Raw genomic sequence first — 16959 nt, 5'->3', positions numbered from 1 at the left:
GTCACACCCCGCTGTCGGCGAAGAGCCGCTCGCGCACCTCACCACGGCGCCACTTCCCGCTGCTGGTCCGCGGCAGCCACCCCCGCGCGACGAGCCGGACGTCGACGTCGGCCAGCCCGACCTCATCGGCGATCCGGGCACGGATGCCGGCGACCAAGGCGGCCTGGTCATCGGTCTGCGTCTCCGCCACGACGACCATGCGCTCACGGGACACGTCCGCCACGACGACCACGTGACGCTGGTAGACGCCGTCGAGGTCGCGGACTGCCGTCTCCACGTCGTGGGCGTGGAAGTTCCGGCCGGCCACCACGATCATGTCACTTCGCCGGCCGGAGACGTAGAGCTCACCGCCGAGCACGAACCCGGTGTCCTGCGTGCGGAACCAGCCGTCCCTGATCGCGGCGTCGGTGGCGGCGCGGTCGTCGAGGTAGCCGCGCAGCATGTTCGCCCCCCGTGCTTCGATCTCGCCGAAGTGCCCTTCGTCCAGCTCCCCGCCCGCGCCGTCAGTGATCCGGAACTCGACGCCGGGGAAGGCGGGCCCCTGCGACACGACGGGCACCGCACCGGGTTCTGGGCCGTCGTGGACCACCACCCGGCCGCCGTCCCGCAGTGACGCCCGGTCGACGTGGACGACCTTCGCGACACGGCCGGCGGGTTGCAGCGAGATTCCCACGCAGAACTCCGCCGCACCGTAGCCCGGCGTCATGACGGTCGGGCGGGCGCCGAGCGGGCCGAGCAGTTCGTCGAACCGCCGCAGCGTCGAGGAGGCAACGGGTTCACCGGCGTTGATCGCGGCCTTCCACCCGGTGAGGTCGATGCCGTCGAGCCGCCCGGCCGCGGCCGCGTCGAGGATGCGGTCGTAGGCGAAGTTCGGGCCGGTGAAGAACGCGATGCGCTGGTCGGCGAAGTACCGGAGGGTTTCCGCGGTGCGCCGGACGAACGTCACGGGGCTGAACATGTGCAGGTCGCTGCCGGTCACCAGGTGGGTCAGCAGCGTCACGAGCCCGAAGTCGTGGAACAGCGGCACCCACACCATCGCGGCGTCCCCGTCCTCCACACCGCCCCGCTCGGCTGTGCCCAGCACGCTGGCCACCAGGGCACCGTGTTCGATCATCGCCCCCTTGGGCGAGGAGGTGCTCCCGGAGCTGAACTGCACCACGGCCAGGTCCTGCGGTTTCGGTGTCGCGGACCGCGGGACTTCCGGCTGCGGTGCGCAGTCTGCGATGCGCACCACCGCGACGTCCGGGTACCGCTCCTGCACGGCGGCACCGAACTCGTCGAACGGCGGTCCCACCAGGACGTACCGGAGGTCCGCGCTGCGGACCAGCGCGTCCATCCGTTCCAGAGCGGACTCCAGTCCCCCTGCGAACGACGGCACGGGAATCGGCACCGCCGCGACGTTCGCGGCGAACACCCCGAAGAGCGCGGAGACGAACTCCGGCGACGTCGCGGCGAGGATTCCCACCCGGTGGCCGGGCCGGTCGTCCAGACCCGCGCGGCGCAGTTCCGCAGCGACCCCGTACGCCCGTGCCGGGATCTCCCGGTGGGCAAGCGAGGTGTTCAGCTCCGGGAAGACCAGCTCCCCGGCCGTCCGCTGCGCGAGGACCGGCAGCAGGTCGGCCATGGTGCGGAGCTCCTGGGTTTCGGCGAGCCAGCGGAGTCCCGGCTTTTCGTTCCGTGAACCGGGAGGGGTGGCCGTGTCGACTTCCAGCCCCATTGGACTTTCCTCCACCTGGTCCCGATGTGCCGTCACGACGGTGCGAACGCCGGTTCACCGTAGGAAGGACGCAGGGTGTCGACCATCTCCTGTTCCGATAAACGGAACGACCGCGAAGTCCGGGCCCAGATCACGCACGGCGGCCGCGAACCGGTCAGCGCGCCCCGGAGGAGCGGATCCCGGCTTCGACCAGGTTCGCCAGATCGGCCACGGTCCGCACCCGCACCAGGGTGTCGGGGTCCAGTTCGAGGGCGAACTCGTCCTCGATGGCGGTGACCGCGGTGAGCAGCCGCAGCGAGCTGGCGTTCTCGAGGTGGGTGAGCTGTGCGTCGAGGGCGATCTCGGCGACGGGCACGTCGAGCGCGGCCGACAGGTGGCCGACCACCACTCGCGCGAGGTCATCGGGTGACGTCATTCGGACATCCTCTCGGCTGCAACCGGCCGCGCCTGGAAAGGCGGCATCTCCCGAACGACGCTATCAGCGAGGTTCAGCTGTGCAGCTCCGTTCTTCTCGTGCCGCCCTCCACAGCAGACGGTGAACCGCAGGACCCGCAGCGGCTCTTCTCCGGACGTTCAGGTGGACGGCCCTCACCGTCCACACTGGACATCCCGGTCAGGCGCCGGTGTGCCTCATCCGGCAGGACGCGCGCCGATGACCGAGCAGACCGTGGTGCCGCGATAACCGAGCCGGACCTGCTCGGGCAGGACGCGCACCGTGAAGTCCTCGGGGAGCGGGTGTGCCTGGAGCCCCGGGGCGTCACCGTAGGGCTCGAAGCCGCAGCGGCGCAGCCGGGTGATCCAGGTGGCGGCCGGCTCGTGCCGCTCGAAGCGCTGGTCGTCGGTGCGCGAGCCGACGATGTTCATGATCTCGCGGGCGAAGAACGTCTTCATGTGGTCCTTCTCCTGCTGGGTGGCCGGAGCGGCCTCGATGGCGCGCAGGATGGTGCCGAAGAACCGCCACGAGTTGAAGAACCGCTGCGGGAAGGACACCTCGTGGTGGTCGGTGTCGAACTCGTTCAGCACCAGCCCGCACGGGTTCAGCTCGCGCAACCGCTGGAAGAACTCGTCCCTGGCGTCGTGACCCGGGCTCGGGTCCTGCATGTGGTGCAGCGCGAGAGAAGCGTTGACCACCAGCGGGACGTCGATGTGGGACAGGCCCATCCAGTCGGCGTCGTCGAGGTCCTCCGCCACCTTCGCCACGGGACGGAAGTCCAGCTCGACACCGTGCTCGGCCGCGACCTGCCGCAGGGTGCGCTCGGCCGTGGCCAGGCTCTCCCGGTCGGGGTCGACACCGATGACCGTGCAGCGGCGCAGTCCCGGGTTGCCGGTCGCGAGACCGCGCAGCAGCGCGCTCTCCTGGCGGCCGTGCCCGATGCCGACCGACATCAGGGCGAAGTCCTCGGCGGTGCCCACCTGCCCGGCGAGCAGCTCGTTGACGACCCGGCTCGTGTCCATGAACGGCAGGTGGGTGGTGAGCAGGTAGTACAGGTCGATCTGCGGCTGGTCGTAGTCCTGCCGGTACAGGTTGGTCTCCGAGGGGCTGCCGTGCTCCTCGACCCGGTTGACCAGTGCGGCCCGGTAGAACTCGTACGCCGCGTCCTGCGGCTGCACCTCGGGCCCGAGCAACTTCTGCAGGGTCTCCAGCGCAGGACGGGCCTGCGCGGAGCGGCCGGCGTGGACGTGGGCGACGGCGTCGCACAGCAGGGCGAACTTCTCCATCGGGCAGCAGCTCCTCGGGACTGACCAGAACTTCTCGGCATGGCTGTCATCACCGGCGGCATCCGAATGCCGCCGACGGGCTTCTTCACGGGGTGGCGGCCGCGAGGGCGGCCGGTGCCTCCAGGGCTCGTTTGAGGTCACCGAGGAAGACCATCGCGTCACGGCCGTTGACCACGCGGTGGTCGTAGACCAGACCGAGGTGGGCGAACCGGCGGGCTTCCGGCCTGCCCTGCTGGTCGAGGACGAGCTGTTCGTCGATGCCGCCCAGGGAGAGCGCGCAGGTCTGGCCGGGGAAGACGATGGGGGTGGCGAAGACCACGCCGTCGGTGGTGTGCGGGGCGATCAGGATGTTGGCGCCGGTGAGCTCGTCGGCCCGGAAGGTGCCGCGGGCGGCCTTGTCGCGGAACTCGGTGATCAGGTCGGCGATCCGGGTGACGCTCAACGCGGCGGTGTTGTGCACGACCGGGGTGTACAGGCCCTTTCCGGCGTCCACGGCCACCGCGACGTGCGCGCTGGCGGCGGGCTGGACGGTGCCGTCGTCGAGGAGCCGGGTGAACAGGCTCGGGTGTGCCGGGAGCTGGTCCGCCACCGCCTTGACGAGCAGGCCGACCAGGGAGACGACGCTGCCGGTGCGCCGGCGCAGTTGCCGGGCGAGGTCCTGGGCCTGGCCGACGTCGACCTTGGCGTAGGCGGCGGCGGCCGGGATGGTGCGCATCGACTCGGTGACCACGGCGCTCACCGCCCGTTGCTGCGCCGACAGCCGTTGGCCGGTGGGGGCATCGGCTTGTGCGGGGCTGGGCAGCAGCGCTTCGACGTCGGCTGCGCGGATCACGGTGCGGCCCAGTCCGCGCAGGTCGTCGTCGGTCAGGCCGTGCTGGTCCGCGAGGGCGCGCGCCGCCTTGGTGAGCGTCAGACCGGCACCGGTGGCCGGCTCCGGCGGTGCCGCGGGGGCGGCGGCCGGTGCGGAGAGGTAGGCGCGGTGCTCGTCCGCGGAGGCGAAGAGGTGGGCGACGGTCTGACCGGGGCGGCAGTCCGCGCCGTCCGCGACGAGGGTGTGGAGGATGCCGTCTGCGGTGCTGTCGATCTCCTCCTGGGCCTTGGAGGTCTCGACCACCACCAGCGGCTGCCCCTTCTCGACGCGTGCGCCGTGCTCGGCGAGCCACTCGACCAGGACGTAGCCCGCGTCGTTGGTGTTGAGGGTGGGCAGCTTGACGCTGATCACTGGGAGGCCTCCGTGAGGGCGCGGCGCAGTGCGGGCGCCTGGAGCAGGACGGTGTGCTCCAGGTGGGCGGCGGTGGGGATGACGCTCGGCCGGGCGCTGAGCAGCAGCACGGGCTGGGCCAGCCGGTGCCACAGGTGCTGGTGCAGCTGCTGGGCGAGCATCTCGCCCCAGGTGCCACCGGCTGCGCTGTCCTCGGCGACGCAGATGCGGCGGGCGCGGGACAACGTCTCCAGCAGCGGTTCGACGGTGAACGGGTGGAGCCGGGAGGGCACGAGCAGCTCGCAGGTGACCTCTTCCTCCAGCAGCAGGGTGCGCATGGCGGCGACGGCTCGCTCGGTCAGGCCGCCGGGGGCCAGGATGATCCAGTCCGGGTCGGCGCAGTCCACGGGGAACACGCGCGCGGTCCGGCTCGGGTCGTCGAGCAGCTCGTACCGGAACAGGTCGTCGACGATCCCGCCCTGGTGCATCGTGCGGGCGTAGAGCGTCTTGTCCTCGAACAACATGCAGGGCTGCTCGCTGGAGAGCATGGCGGTGAGGACGTCCGCGTTGTCGTGGAACGGCGACATCTCGTGCAGGCTGAGCGCGGGGATGCCGATGAAGTGCTTCTGCAGGCTCTGGCTGTGGGTCGGCCCGTAGCCGCGGTTGCCGCCGGTGGGACAGCGGACCACCATGCTCATCGGAACGGTGCGCCCGTACATCGACACGGACTTGCTGGCGAAGTTCAGGAGCTGGTCGAAGGCGAGCGCGGCGAAGTCGGAGAACATCATCTCCACGACCGGGTGGTTGCCGGTCAGCGCGAGCCCCGCGGCGACGCCCACGATGCCGCCCTCGCTGATCGGCGAGGAGATCACGCGTTCCGGGTGGCGGTCCGACAGGCCGCGGGTGGCCTTGAAGGCGCCGCCGTACGGGTCGGCGACGTCCTCGCCGATGACGTAGGCGCGGGGGTCGTCGTCGAGGAGCGCGTGCAGGGCCCGGTTGAGGTTGCCGATCACCCGTTCCGGCCTCGTCACGAGTGCTCCCAGCGGGACGCGGGGCGGGCCTGGACCTCGCGCACGACCTCGGCGATCGCCTGTCGCTGGTTCCGGTCGGCCACGGCGAACTGCTCCGGGTGCTGCGCTTCGTACCGGCGGTACCAGTCGTGCTCGGCCGCGTGCCGCATCACCTCGGCAGGGCGGGAGTCGTCTCCCTTGCTGTGCGGGCCCACCCGGTTCGTGCTGAACTCCACCACCAGGGGCTGGTGCCGGGTGCGGACGTCGTCGACCAGGCCGGACAGCTCCCGGCGCACCACGGCGACGTCGTGAGAGGTGACGTGGTGGTGGCGGATGCCGAAGGCCGCCGCACGCGCCTGGATGGTGCCGGCCATCTGCTGCTCGGTCGGGGTGGACTGGGCGATCCTGTTGTTCTCGACCACGACCAGCAGGGGCAGCCGCCACAACTGGGCCATGTTCAGCGCCTCGTACACCGCGCCTTCGCCCCACGTGCCGTCGCCGACGTGCACCACCGCGATCCGTCCTGGCTCGGTCCGCCGCAGGTGCAGGGCGACCCCCGCGGCCACCGGCAGGCTCTCGCCCTGCACGCCGGTGGACAGGTAGCGGTCGCGGAGGATGTGCTGGCTGCCGCCCACGCCGTTGCACACAGCGCCCTCGCGTCCCATGATCTCCGCCAGCAGGCCGTGCGGGTCGCGGAAGCGGGCCAGGTAGTGGCCGTGGCCGCGGTGGTTGCTGAAGACGTGGTCGCCCTCGTCCAGCAGTGCGTAGAGCGCGACGGGGATGTACTCCTGCCCCAGGCAGGTGTGCGTGGTGCCGTGCAGCAGACCCTGCGAGAACAGCTCCAGCAGGGCCAGTTCGAAGTGCCGGATCATCAGCAGGGTGTCGAGGTCCTCGGCCGCCAGCCGCGACAGGGGTTCCGCGCCCGCCCGGGGCTGAGGCAGCACGGTGGTGCTGCCGCCGACGAGCGGGGGTGCTGTGCTGGCCACATTCGTCTCCCAGTGCGATTCAACGAACAACAGCATTCGAACAAAAGTGCGGCGACCTCATTTTGACTCATTTTTTCAATGCGAGTCGGGCCTTTCCTCGCAAAGTCTGGCAGGTCGACCCAATTCCACAGAAGCCATCATTCCAACCCGTGGGACAAGCTTTTCTGAACAGCATCCGCGTGTACGGAGCGTCCACTGCGCGCAGTCCAAGTTCACCCTGATGGCCGTTGCGGTGCGTACATCCGGGCTATCAGCTCGATGACCGGTGACGTCGAATACATAGTTGTTCAGTCAAACGGAGTCCACTGAGGAGTGATGACCTTGCGTCTGTCGCAGAAGTTCGGGGTGTCCGCTGTCGTCGCGGTGGCGGTTGCCGCCGGCATGGCAACGCCCGCGATGGCCGATTCCAGCAGCAACGTGTACGGAACATGGCCGAACCGGCTCGCGCACGCGACATTCACGAGCTACGGCGACTCGTTCACGGTCTGGGACGACGAGGCCGACGGCCGGGCCGCCGTGGTGTTCTGGCAGGCGGGGGCGAGGACCGGTGAGTGCGTGAACAGCAAGGGCGACAACACGTCCAAGACCTGCAACTACGACTTCACCGAAGGCGTGCGGGTCACGTGGAACCTCACGGCGCAGGGGTGGGCGAACCCGGGGTGCTGCACCGCGGTCGTGGGACCCACGCAGTACGACAAGGCCTGACCCACCGCCGCGCCACCGGTTGCGGATGACCGTGCAACCGATGGGCGTGGTCACGACAGGCCGGTGACCGTCCACAGCCGAGGCAGTGGACGGTCACCGGCCGTCAGGCTCCCGAGGACGGCCCGAGCACCACCGGGAACGTCCTCGGCGCGTGCACGTGGACACTGCGCCGGAACGTCAGCTCCTCCTCCACGGCGGCGGCCCGCAGCTTCGGGAAGCGGCCGAACAGCGCGGTCAGCGCGACCTCCGCCTCCAGTCGCACGAGGGCTGCGCCCAGGCAGCGGTGGATGCCGTGGCCGAACGCGACGTGGCCGGTGGTGTCGCGGTCCGGGTCGAGGCGGGCCGCGTCGGGGAAGCGGGTGGTGTCGCGGTTGGCCGCCCCCGTGGAGAGCATGACGGAGGCGCCGCGCGGGATGGTGGTCCCGGCGATCTCCAGGTCCTCGGTGGCGAACCGCAGCGAGGCGTTGAGGGCGGGTGAGACCCACCGGAGCAGTTCCTCGACCAGCTCGGGCGCCGTGTCCGACTTCAGCCGCTCCAGTGCCGCGGGGTCGGCGAGCAGGGCGCGCACGCTGTTGGTGACGAACACCGCGGTGGTCTCGTGGCCGGCCATCAGCAGGAGCATCGCCATGGCGACGATTTCCAGGTCGGAGAGGCGTTCGCCGTTCTCGGAGGCGGCGATGAGGCCGGAGAGCAGGGCGTCGTCCGGGTCGGCGCGGCGCAGCGCGACCAGACCGCCGAGGTAGTCGGCGAGCTGGGCCGAGGCGCGGACCAGCTCGGGTTCCGGGCACTCGTCGATCAGCACGGTCGACCAGTGCGCGAAGTCCTCGCGGTCCAGCTCGGGCACGCCGATCAGCTCGCAGATCACCTCCATCGGCAACGGGATCGCGAAGCGCGCGACGAGGTCCACCGGCTCGTCGGTGGGCAGCGCGGACAGCAGGTCGTCGGCGAGGGTCTGCACGCGGGGGCGGAGCTCGGCGATGCGGCGGGCGGTGAACGCCTGGGTGACGAGCCTGCGCAACCGGGTGTGGTCGGGCGGGTCGAGCGAGGTGAGCATGTGCGACATGGGCGCGGGCAGACCCGGTGGCGCGGTGGCGCGTTCGTCGGCGGGCAGCGCGGCGCGGTAGTCCTTGGCCAGCCGCGGGTCGGCGAGTCCTTCGCGCACGTCGGCGTACCGGGTGACGAGCCAGGTCGGTCCCGTCTCGAAGGTCAGCTCGCGCACCGGGGTGTGGTCGCGGGCGTGGCGCAGCGCGGCGTGCGGGTCGCGCCAGTACAGGTCCATGAACTCGGTGTCGTCCACGGCGCTCAGTCCTTCACCGCGGTCGCGCTCATGCCGGTGACCTGGTGGTCCGGCCAGCGCGCCCCGTCGCCCTTGGGCTCGTCGCCGAGGACGGTGACGCGGTACCCGACCCTGCGCCCGGTGTAGTCGTTGACGGCGTGGTGCTGGGTCGCGCGGTTGTCCCAGACCGCGACCGCGCCCTCGGTCCACCGGTAGCGGCACACCCGCTGCGGGCTCTCCGACACGGTGAACAGGTGCGGCAGCAGCACCGCGCTCTCCTCGGCGGTGAGCTGCGGGATGCGCTTGGTGAACATGCGGTTCACGTACAGGGAGCGCCGGCCGGTCTCCGGGTGCACGCGCACGACCGGGTGCTCCGCCTCGCTGCGGAAGGACCCGAACTCCAGCACGTGGACGGCGGTGAGACCGTCGCACAGCTCCCGGATCGGCGCCGACAACGCCTCGTAGGCCAGGTACTGGTTGCTCCACATCGTGTCGCCGCCGACGGCGGGCGACTGCGCGATCTGCAGGACCGAGGCGATGGGCGGCGATTGGGCGTAGGTGACGTCGGTGTGCCAGACGTCGGCCTTGGCGCCCTGCTCGGAGTCGAGCACGACGACCTCCTCGTGCTCGGGCAGCTTCGGCAGGAGCTGGTGCACCTCCAGCTGCCCGAACCGCCTGCCGAACGCCTTGTGGTCCTCCGGCGTGAGCCCGGCGGCGTCGGGGAAGAACAGCACCAGGTGTTCGAGCAGCAGCCGGTGGATCCGGTCGAACAGGGCGTCGTCGACGTCGGCGAGCGCGATGCCGCGGATTTCGGCACCGAGTGCGCAGGTGAGCGGACGCACGTCGAGAGAGGTCATTTTCCACCCATTCCTGATAACCATTCCGCACACACGGAACGGATGTGCAAAAAATCTTCTGAACGCTTGCTTCCAACGCTTTTCAGCGGCAATCTTCAGATCAGCACAGAACCTCCAGGGAATTCCCGAAAGGATCGCCGTGACCAGTGACAGCTCCGGTACCGCCGCTCTCGCCGCCCTCGTGGACCTCGCCACCCCGTTCGCCGTGCGGACGGCGGTCGCGCTGAGGCTGCCCGAGCTGGTGCGCGACGGGCACACCACCACGGCCGCCCTGGCGCAGGCGTGCGGCGCCGACCGGGACGCGCTGGCCCGCCTGCTGCGCCACCTCGTGGCGGTCGGCCTGTTCGCCGAGCAGGCGCCCGGTGAGCACGCGCTCACGCCGGTGTCGCGGGCGCTGCTCGACGAGAGCAACGCGCTGCTGCGGTCGTGGCTCGACGCGGGAGGACCCGGGCTGAAGATGGACCTGGCCTACAGCGGGATGCTGCACGCCGTGCGCACCGGCCGGTCGGCCTACGGCGTCGTGCACGGCAAGGACTTCTGGTCGGACTACCGCGACGACGAGGCGCTGCGCGTGTTCTTCGGGGCGACGATGGCCGGGTTCGCCTGGCAGACCGGCCCGGAGGTCGCCGCCCGCTACGACTGGAGCTCCGTGTCGAGCGTGGTCGACGTCGGCGGCGGCACCGGCGCGCTGCTGGGCGCCGTGCTGACCGAGCACCCGCACCTGACCGGTGCGGTGCTGGACCTGCCCGAGGTCAGGCCGGAGGCCGAGGAGTTCCTCGCCGGCCTCGGCGGCAGGGCGAAGTTCGTCGGCGGCAGCTTCCTCGACCCGCTGCCCACCGGCTACGACGTGCTGATCGTGTCCCGCGTGCTGACCGACTGGCCCGACGAGGACGCCACCCGCATCCTGCGCCGGTGCGCCGAGGCCGTCCCGGACGAGGGGCGCGTGCTCGTGGTCGAGGTCCTCGCCGGCGAGGAGCACGCGAAGAACAACTCGTCGTTCGACCTGCAGTCGCTGACCCTGCTCGGCGGGCGGGAACGCCGGCCGGAGGACTTCGACGCGCTCGCCGCGCCCGCCGGTCTCGTGCGGCGAGCGCGGATCGACGGGCCGAACGGCCTGGTGGTGCTGGAGTACGCCCGCGGGTGAGCTCACCGTGCCGCCTCCGCGGAGGCGGCACGCACCCAGTCCGGCAGCCGGGACGCGCGCGGGTCGGGCAGCAGCTCCACCTGGTGCAGCCGGTCGAGCGGCGTGAGCCGGCGCACCCCCAGCCCGGACATGGTGTGCATGACCTCGTGGCGGATGCGGTCGTTGCGGCCGGTGCCGGTGAGCGCGCGGGCACCGACCCACGACCGGGTCGTGATCATCCTTGCGGCGTTGTGGCTGGTCCGGCCGATGTGGGCGAGGTTCTCCCTGCGGGCGGCGTCGTAGCGGCGCAACGCGTGGTCGACCACGTCGGGCGCCAGCGTCCCGCCCTGGCGCAGCACCGTCGCCAGCTCGTGCGCGTCGGCGATCGAGCTGTTCATGCCCTGCGCGGCCATCGGGTGCACCGAGTGGCCGCTCTCCCCGACCAGCGCGAAGCCCGGCGCGACGAGGGCGGGCGCCGTCGACCGGGACACCGGCAGCACCTGCCTGCGGTCGAGACCGGCGCGGAACGGCCCTGCCAGCGGCGCGAGTCCGGAACATCCGGCCAGCACCCGGTCCGCCCACCCGGCGAGCCCGTCCCGGTCGAGCCCGCGCAGCTCGTCCGGCGCGACCTGGACGTAGAGCCGGACCCGCCGGCCGGGCAACGGGTAGTGCAGCCGCAACCCGCCGTCGGTGACGTAGGCGGAGAAGTCCGGTTCCACGTCGTCGACGTCGTGCAGCTCGAACGCCGCCAGGCGGTGCGGGTAGTCGTGCCGCGCAGCGGTGAGCCCGGCGGCGGCGCGCAGCCGTGAGGAGATCCCGTCGGCTGCCACGACGAGCGCGGCGGGGACGTCCCCGTCGTCGCACCGCACGCCGCTCACCCGGCCACCGGTGCGCAGCAGGTCGCGGACGTGCACGCCCCGCCGCACCTCCACCGCGGCCGGCAGCGCGTCGGTGAGCGCGTCGAGGATGGCCTGGTAGTCGTGGGCCAGCAGCCACGGGTGCGCGGCCGGGAGCCGGCCGTAGTCGAGCACCATCCGCGGCGTGCCGTCGGAGGAGCGGGCGACCAGGCGCGACAACCGGGTGGCGCCCGCGCGGTCGAGCCGGTCGGTCACGCCCCAGGCCGCCAGGACCGCGAGTGATCCCGGTTGCAGCACCTCGCCCTTCGCCACGGGCGCGGGCGTGGGCCGCTTCTCCAGCACGAGCACGCGGCGGCCCAGCCGCCCCAGGGCGCAGGCGGTGGCGAGGCCGGCCACCCCGGCTCCGCAGACGACGACGTCCGGCCCGCTCATCGGGCGGCCGTCCGGTAGCGGCCCAGCGCGCGCAACGCCATGCCGTGCGTGAAGCCGGGGTTGGCGTACCGGCTCACCCGCCGCACGTACTCGTGCACGGGTTCCGGTGTCCACCCGCCCTCGGCGGTGCGGGCGTCGAGCAGCCAGCGCACCCCCGTCGCGACGGCGGCCGGCTCCTCCCCTGCCGCGAGCAGCGACGACACCGCCCAGCCGGTCTCCTCGACCGTGCCGGGGGCGCCGTGGCCGTCACCCCACGATCCGTCGGCGTTGCGCGTCCCGAGCAGCCACGACCGCGCGCGGACCGCCGTCTCGTCACCGGTGCGGCCGCTGCGGGCGAAGGCCTCCAGCACCGCGGCGGTGCCCATCGTGTGCTCCCGGTACCAGACCGACTCGAAGCTCCCGTCCGGCAGCTGGGCACGGCCGAGCCACCGCAGCGCCCTGCGGACGCGGGTGTCGCCGGCGAGCACCCCGGCGTCGAGCAGCGCGTCGATGGCCTGCGCGGTCGTCATCGGGCACGGGCCGCTGTTGGCGACCCTGGTGTTGCGCACGCACAGTCCCCACGAGCCGCGGCTGTCCTGGCGGTCGCGCAGCCAGCCCGCCGCGGTGCGCACCGCGCCGGCCTGCCCGCTGCCAGGTAGCTTCGCCAGCACGGACACGATCTCGCTGGTCTCGAGGACCGCGGGCCAGCCATGCGCGCCGGACCAGCCCCAGAACCCCGGCGGGCAGCCGAAGGCGAGGAACGGCCGGTGCTGTTGCAGGGCGACGAACAGGTCCCGCGACGCCGCGAGCCTGGGGTCGTCGCGGTAGCCCGCCTCGACCAGGCCGCGCACCGCGTACATCGTCCAGGCGGCGTCCAGCGGTGTCGTCGCCCAAGACCCGTCAGCGTGCATCGTGCGCCGGAACCACCCCACGGCGGCGTCGACCATGTCCTGGCCGAGCCCCGCGCGGGCCAGGCCGGTGCAGACGAGACCGGTCACCCACGCGTCCTCCGACCACGACCCGGCCGACCCCTCGTGCTCGAAGGCCTGCCGGACCACCCGCAGCGCGTTCGGTTCGGCCCTGCGGGCCAGCAGCCGCTGCAGGCGGGTCAGCGGCCGGTGCCGGGTCTGGGCGAGCCCGAGCGCGGAGGCCATCGGCAGCCGCAGGTCGAACAGCCGCCGGTACAGGCCGGGCAGCAGCGCGAGCTCCAGCGGGAACCGCCGCATCTCGTGCGGGGCGAGCCAGCCGGCGAACCCGTAGAACTGGCGGCACCACAGCACGACCTCCGGGTGCGGGATCGCCTCCAGTCCCCCGTAGTCGGCCATCCAGCGCCGTCCTGCGGCGACCTCCGCCGCGTTGGCGACCGGGTCGACGAGGTGCAGCGCCGCCGCCGACACCGCCGTCGGCCCCGGTTCGCTCGGCAGGCCCGGCACCATCGCCCAGCCGCCGTCGTCGTTGCGCGTGCGGCGCAACCGGTCGGCGCCCGCCGCGATCAGGTCGGCGGCACCGCCGGGGTCGGCGAAGTGCAGCGCGGTGATCGCGCCGGCGGTCGCGAGCGTGGAGCGCAGGCTGCTCGCCCCGTAGTCGAACACCCCGTCCTGGCGCTGGGCGGCGAACAGCACCCGCGCACCGTCGGCGATGGCGGTCTCCAGCTCCTCAGCGGTGCCGGTGTCGACCGAGGTCATGACCTCTCCCCTCTGTTGTCCGCCCCGTCGGGGAACTCGTGTCGTGAGCGCATCCGGGCCTGCAGGACGAGCGAGAACGCGAGCGCCGGTGCCACGACCAGCACCGCGGTCCACGGGCCGGCCGCACCCGCCACCACGGCGGCGGCGAGCACCAGCCGTTCCGCGACGAGCAGCTCGTGCGAACGCAGCGCGCGCCTCGGGGTCAGCGCCGCGGGCCGGGCCACCCACAGCGCGCACCCGCCGAGCACGACGGCGACACCGAACAGGGCGAGCTGGGCGCCAGGCCGTGCGGCGACCAGCGCGCCGAGGCCGACCGCCGCGGTTCCGGCCGCCCACAGCACGGTGGCGAGCCGCACCGCCGCGGGCACGCCGTGGCGCACCGGCACCGACCGGTAGCCGCCCGCGCGGTCCCCGTCGACGTCGCGCACCGTGCCGATGAGGTTGGACGCGGTGTCGTGCAACAGGAACCCGAGCGCCACGGGCAGCAGCTGCGGTGGTGGCCAGGGCACCGCGACCATCGCGCCGATCACCAGCGCGAGCGCCGACAGCACGCCGCGGCTGAGGTTCCCGCTGAACCCGAGGCGTTTGAACACGGCGCTGTAGGCGACGATCCCGCCGACCGCCAGCGCGAAGAACGGCAGCACGCGCCAGTTGAACCCGACGACCACGGCCAGCGAGACGACCGCGCAGCCGATGCCGGTGGCCAGAGCCGCAGCGGGTGACAGCCGCCCGGACGGGATGGGCCGCTGCGGTTTCGCGATGGCGTCGAGGTGCCGGTCGAAGTGGTCGCCGAGGTAGTGACCGGCGAGCCAGCCCAGCACGGGGGCCAGCACGGCGGCGGCGATCTCCGCCGGCCGGTCACCGCCCGCGACCAGCACGCCCGCGAGGCCGAGCAGGGCCGGGTAGCACGTCGTGTAGGGCCGCCAGGTCTGCCAGTGCGCCAGTGCCCGCTCCCGCACCGCGTGCCCGGTGGCCTGGAGCGCGCGCACCTCAGCGGTCACGGTCGACCGCGATCTCGGCGATGGCCGCGAGCCGGTCGGTGGCGGCCGCGCCCGGCAGCCCCCGCAGGCAGGCGAGCGCGAGCCGGGACCGGTCGTGTGCGCCGCGGCGGGCCTCGTCCAGCGCACCGCTGTCGGTCACCGCGAACCGCAACAGCTCCAGCGTCTCCTCCGGTTCGAGCGCACCCGACAGCGCGGTCTCCACGGCCGCGCGGTGCTCCGGCCGGCCCTCGCGGTGCGCGAGCAGCACCGGCCACGTGGGACGGAGGTTGGCCGCGTCGCTCGCGTCGGGTTTGCCCGACGTGCCCGCCCCGAGGTACGGCAGCAGGTCATCCTGCATCTGGAAGGCCACGCCCGTGTGGTGGCCGTAGTCGCCGAGCTGGTCGACCTGCCCCGCGGAGCCGCCGCCGAGCAGCGCGCCGGCCCGGCACGCGGCCCGGAACAGCGCCCCCGTCTTGGCGGCGGCGACGTCGAGGTAGTCCTCCAGCGCGCTGCCGGGCCGGGTGGCGCCGGGCGACACCATCGTGGACTCCAGCACCTGCCCGCGGCACAGGTCACCGCCCGCGTGGGCGAACTCGGCGACGACCGCCATCACCACCCGCGGCGGCGCGGCGCATTCGGCGACCGAGGCGAACAGGTCGAACAACAAGGCGTCACCGGTCACGATGGCGTCCGCGACGCCGTAGCGCGCGTGCACGGAAGGCCGGCCGCGGCGCAGGTCGTCGCCGTCGATGATGTCGTCGTGCACCAGTGACGCCACGTGCAGGTGCTCGACGGCCACGGCGGCGGGCAGCGCGGTCTCGGCGGTGCCGCCGACCGCCTCCGCCGACGCGACGAGCATCAACGGCCGCAACAGCTTCCCCGGCACGGCCATGGCGTAGTGGGTGAGCTCGCCGAACCGGTCACCGGAGCGGGGACGGCGGCGCGCGAGGGCGGCGCGGATCGCCTCGGCGGGGTCGTCGGTGCGCAGCGCCTCGCTCACCGTGCCCGTCATCGCACGGCCCCCTCGACCGGCCGTCCGCTGAACGCGCGGGCCGCCGTGAGCACGGCGTCGTTGGCCTCCGGCACCCCGGTGCTCACGCGCACGCCGCCCGCGACCTCCCGCACCGCGATCCCGTGCTCGGCGAGGTGGGCGATGAACTCCTGGTTGCGCGGCCCGAGCCGCACCCACAGGTAGTTCCCGCCGCTGGGCGGGACGTCGTAGCCGAGCTCCCGCAGCCCCGCGCGGACCCGGTCCCGTTCCGCGACCACCGCACGGCACTGCTCGCGCATGCGGGCCCCGGCGTCGAGCGCGGCCAGCGCGGCGGCCTGGGCGACGGTGGGCACCCGGTGGAACGGCGCCACCCTCCGCAGCGGTCCCACCACCTCCTGCGCGCCGACGAGGTAACCGACCCGCAGGCCGATCAGGCCGTGCGACTTGGAGAACGTGCGCACCACCGCGAGCCGCGGATCGGCTGACAACGTTGTCGCGTCGGCGATCTCGGCCTGGTCCGCGAACTCGCGGTAGGCCTCGTCGACCAGGACGAGCACGTGCGGCGGCAGGGCGGTGAGCAGCGAGCGCAACCACTCCTCGCCGAGCACCTCGCCGGTGGGGTTGTTGGGGTTGCAGACCAGCACCACACGGGTGTCGTCGGTGACGGCGGCCGCGACCGCGCGGAAGTCCTGCTGTTCGCCGGGCACCGCAACCGGTTCGGCACCCGCGTTGCGGATCAGCAGCGGGTAGAGGTCGAAGGACGGCCACGCGTGCACCACGGAGGTGCCGGGGGCGCAGTGCGCGGTCAGGAACTGCTGCAGCAGCGCCCCGGAGCCCGCACCGGCGACGACCCGGTCCGGCGTCGTGCCGAGGTCGGCGGCCAGCCTGCGCTCCAGTCCCGCGGCGAGCGCGTCACCGGTCAGGTTGACGTCGGCGAGCGAGTTCACCAGCGCCTCGCGCACACCCGGCAACGCAGGCCAATGATTTTCGTTCAACGCCAATTGGTGAATGATTCGACTCAATTCGCAAACCTCCCGGAGAGGGCGTGATTTCGAACCTACAATCGCCCTCCTGGCACGTCAACACCACCACCGGGACAAACGTCCGCTTAACGCCGGTGAAACCTTTACGCGCGCACGCGCTTAGAACTCCGCTTCCCGCCGAGTCAAGTGCAGAAAATGCATCCGGCCGGCTGCGCATTTCTCAATTGGGATTCCGGCGACGTGCCGAAACGCGGTCAGGCGTGCCCGCGCGGGCACCATGCGGTGGCTGCGCGGACACGCCTGACGTCGGAAGGGGAGCCGAATGGCCGCCTATCGAGATTTCGCGGACTACCCGGATGCGGGAGCGGGGCGACTACGGTACCGGCCGGTCCATGCGCGGGTAGCGGCTGGATACCGCCGTCCGAATGACTTCCGTTCCGGTTCTCGTCCCGGTCCGT

At 72.4% G+C, this 16959-nt stretch carries 15 protein-coding genes; 2 read left to right on the top strand and 13 right to left on the bottom strand.

All coding sequences use genetic code 11. From position 1 onward, the window contains the following. Position 1: 1 nt before the first annotated feature. The 6 genes from ACZ7CD_RS29285 to ACZ7CD_RS29260 all read right to left on the bottom strand — a co-directional run bounded on the left by ACZ7CD_RS29285 (position 2) and on the right by ACZ7CD_RS29260 (position 6633). Entirely contained in the window at positions 2-1717 is a 1716-nt protein-coding gene (locus ACZ7CD_RS29285) for an AMP-binding protein (protein WP_470380146.1), read from the bottom strand. A gap of 154 nt (positions 1718-1871) precedes the next feature. Next, on the bottom strand, positions 1872-2132 hold the full coding sequence (locus ACZ7CD_RS29280) for an acyl carrier protein (RefSeq protein WP_360388099.1): 261 nt from the start codon (positions 2130-2132) through the stop codon (positions 1872-1874). A gap of 215 nt (positions 2133-2347) precedes the next feature. Next, a complete protein-coding gene (locus ACZ7CD_RS29275; protein WP_470368401.1) occupies positions 2348-3436 on the bottom strand; it encodes a GRAS family protein in 1089 nt (362 codons plus the stop codon). An 85-nt stretch (positions 3437-3521) separates the two neighbouring features. Further along, positions 3522-4658 (bottom strand): 2-oxo acid dehydrogenase subunit E2, encoded by a 1137-nt coding sequence (locus ACZ7CD_RS29270; RefSeq protein WP_470380145.1) that lies wholly within the window; start codon positions 4656-4658, stop codon positions 3522-3524. Next, complete coding sequence (locus tag ACZ7CD_RS29265; RefSeq protein ID WP_360388090.1) at positions 4655-5668, bottom strand: alpha-ketoacid dehydrogenase subunit beta; 1014 nt, start codon at positions 5666-5668, stop codon at positions 4655-4657. Before ACZ7CD_RS29265 ends, ACZ7CD_RS29270 begins: the two co-directional genes overlap by 4 nt. Then, a complete protein-coding gene (locus tag ACZ7CD_RS29260; protein ID WP_470380144.1) occupies positions 5665-6633 on the bottom strand; it encodes a thiamine pyrophosphate-dependent dehydrogenase E1 component subunit alpha in 969 nt (322 codons plus the stop codon). Before ACZ7CD_RS29260 ends, ACZ7CD_RS29265 begins: the two co-directional genes overlap by 4 nt. A 315-nt stretch (positions 6634-6948) precedes the next feature. Here ACZ7CD_RS29260 and ACZ7CD_RS29255 point away from each other — a divergent pair, with 315 nt between their 5' ends. Further along, on the top strand, positions 6949-7338 hold the full coding sequence (locus tag ACZ7CD_RS29255) for a hypothetical protein (RefSeq protein ID WP_360388084.1): 390 nt from the start codon (positions 6949-6951) through the stop codon (positions 7336-7338). A 103-nt stretch (positions 7339-7441) separates the two neighbouring features. On the opposite strand, the gene ACZ7CD_RS29250 is transcribed toward ACZ7CD_RS29255, so the two are convergent. Together ACZ7CD_RS29250 and ACZ7CD_RS29245 are read right to left on the bottom strand one after the other, a co-directional pair. Then, entirely contained in the window at positions 7442-8635 is a 1194-nt protein-coding gene (locus ACZ7CD_RS29250) for a cytochrome P450 family protein (protein WP_470380143.1), read from the bottom strand. Positions 8636-8640: 5 nt separating this feature from the next. Beyond that, complete coding sequence (locus ACZ7CD_RS29245; RefSeq protein ID WP_360388078.1) at positions 8641-9471, bottom strand: TauD/TfdA dioxygenase family protein; 831 nt, start codon at positions 9469-9471, stop codon at positions 8641-8643. Positions 9472-9610: 139 nt separating this feature from the next. Between ACZ7CD_RS29245 and ACZ7CD_RS29240 the strand changes: the two genes are divergently transcribed. Then, positions 9611-10615 carry a methyltransferase gene (locus ACZ7CD_RS29240; protein WP_470376255.1) on the top strand — a complete coding sequence of 335 codons (1005 nt, stop codon included), beginning with the start codon at positions 9611-9613 and terminating at the stop codon, positions 10613-10615. Positions 10616-10617: 2 nt separating this feature from the next. On the opposite strand, the gene ACZ7CD_RS29235 is transcribed toward ACZ7CD_RS29240, so the two are convergent. The 5 genes from ACZ7CD_RS29235 to ACZ7CD_RS29215 are packed head-to-tail and all read right to left on the bottom strand — an operon-like array spanning position 10618 to position 16513. Further along, positions 10618-11883: an FAD-dependent oxidoreductase gene (locus tag ACZ7CD_RS29235; RefSeq protein WP_360388072.1), complete on the bottom strand. Its 1266-nt coding sequence runs from the start codon at positions 11881-11883 to the stop codon at positions 10618-10620. Next, the gene (locus tag ACZ7CD_RS29230; RefSeq protein ID WP_470380142.1) at positions 11880-13547 is read right to left on the bottom strand and encodes a prenyltransferase/squalene oxidase repeat-containing protein; all 1668 of its coding nucleotides are present in this window, start codon (positions 13545-13547) and stop codon (positions 11880-11882) included. Before ACZ7CD_RS29230 ends, ACZ7CD_RS29235 begins: the two co-directional genes overlap by 4 nt. Beyond that, entirely contained in the window at positions 13544-14548 is a 1005-nt protein-coding gene (locus ACZ7CD_RS29225; RefSeq protein WP_458433077.1) for a UbiA family prenyltransferase, read from the bottom strand. Before ACZ7CD_RS29225 ends, ACZ7CD_RS29230 begins: the two co-directional genes overlap by 4 nt. Beyond that, positions 14538-15539 carry a polyprenyl synthetase family protein gene (locus ACZ7CD_RS29220; protein WP_458433078.1) on the bottom strand — a complete coding sequence of 334 codons (1002 nt, stop codon included), beginning with the start codon at positions 15537-15539 and terminating at the stop codon, positions 14538-14540. The genes ACZ7CD_RS29225 and ACZ7CD_RS29220 overlap by 11 nt, the downstream gene beginning before the upstream one ends. Next, complete coding sequence (locus ACZ7CD_RS29215) at positions 15536-16513, bottom strand: aminotransferase class I/II-fold pyridoxal phosphate-dependent enzyme (protein ID WP_470380161.1); 978 nt, start codon at positions 16511-16513, stop codon at positions 15536-15538. The genes ACZ7CD_RS29220 and ACZ7CD_RS29215 overlap by 4 nt, the downstream gene beginning before the upstream one ends. Positions 16514-16959: the final 446 nt, after the last annotated feature.

Source organism: Lentzea sp. NPDC036949, assembly GCF_055608075.1.
This window is presented reverse-complemented; position numbering and strand designations above follow the sequence as displayed.

Excerpts from the sequence above, each read along its gene's own strand:
- ACZ7CD_RS29285 (WP_470380146.1), bottom strand. The coding sequence starts at position 1,717 with ATGGGGCTGGAAGTCGACACGGCCACCCCTCCCGGTTCACGGAACGAA.
- ACZ7CD_RS29280 (WP_360388099.1), bottom strand. The coding sequence starts at position 2,132 with ATGACGTCACCCGATGACCTCGCGCGAGTGGTGGTCGGCCACCTGTCG.
- ACZ7CD_RS29275 (WP_470368401.1), bottom strand. The coding sequence starts at position 3,436 with ATGGAGAAGTTCGCCCTGCTGTGCGACGCCGTCGCCCACGTCCACGCC.
- ACZ7CD_RS29255 (WP_360388084.1), top strand. The coding sequence starts at position 6,949 with ATGACCTTGCGTCTGTCGCAGAAGTTCGGGGTGTCCGCTGTCGTCGCG.
- ACZ7CD_RS29245 (WP_360388078.1), bottom strand. The coding sequence starts at position 9,471 with ATGACCTCTCTCGACGTGCGTCCGCTCACCTGCGCACTCGGTGCCGAA.
- ACZ7CD_RS29235 (WP_360388072.1), bottom strand. The coding sequence starts at position 11,883 with ATGAGCGGGCCGGACGTCGTCGTCTGCGGAGCCGGGGTGGCCGGCCTC.
- ACZ7CD_RS29230 (WP_470380142.1), bottom strand. The coding sequence starts at position 13,547 with ATGACCTCGGTCGACACCGGCACCGCTGAGGAGCTGGAGACCGCCATC.
- ACZ7CD_RS29220 (WP_458433078.1), bottom strand. The coding sequence starts at position 15,539 with ATGACGGGCACGGTGAGCGAGGCGCTGCGCACCGACGACCCCGCCGAG.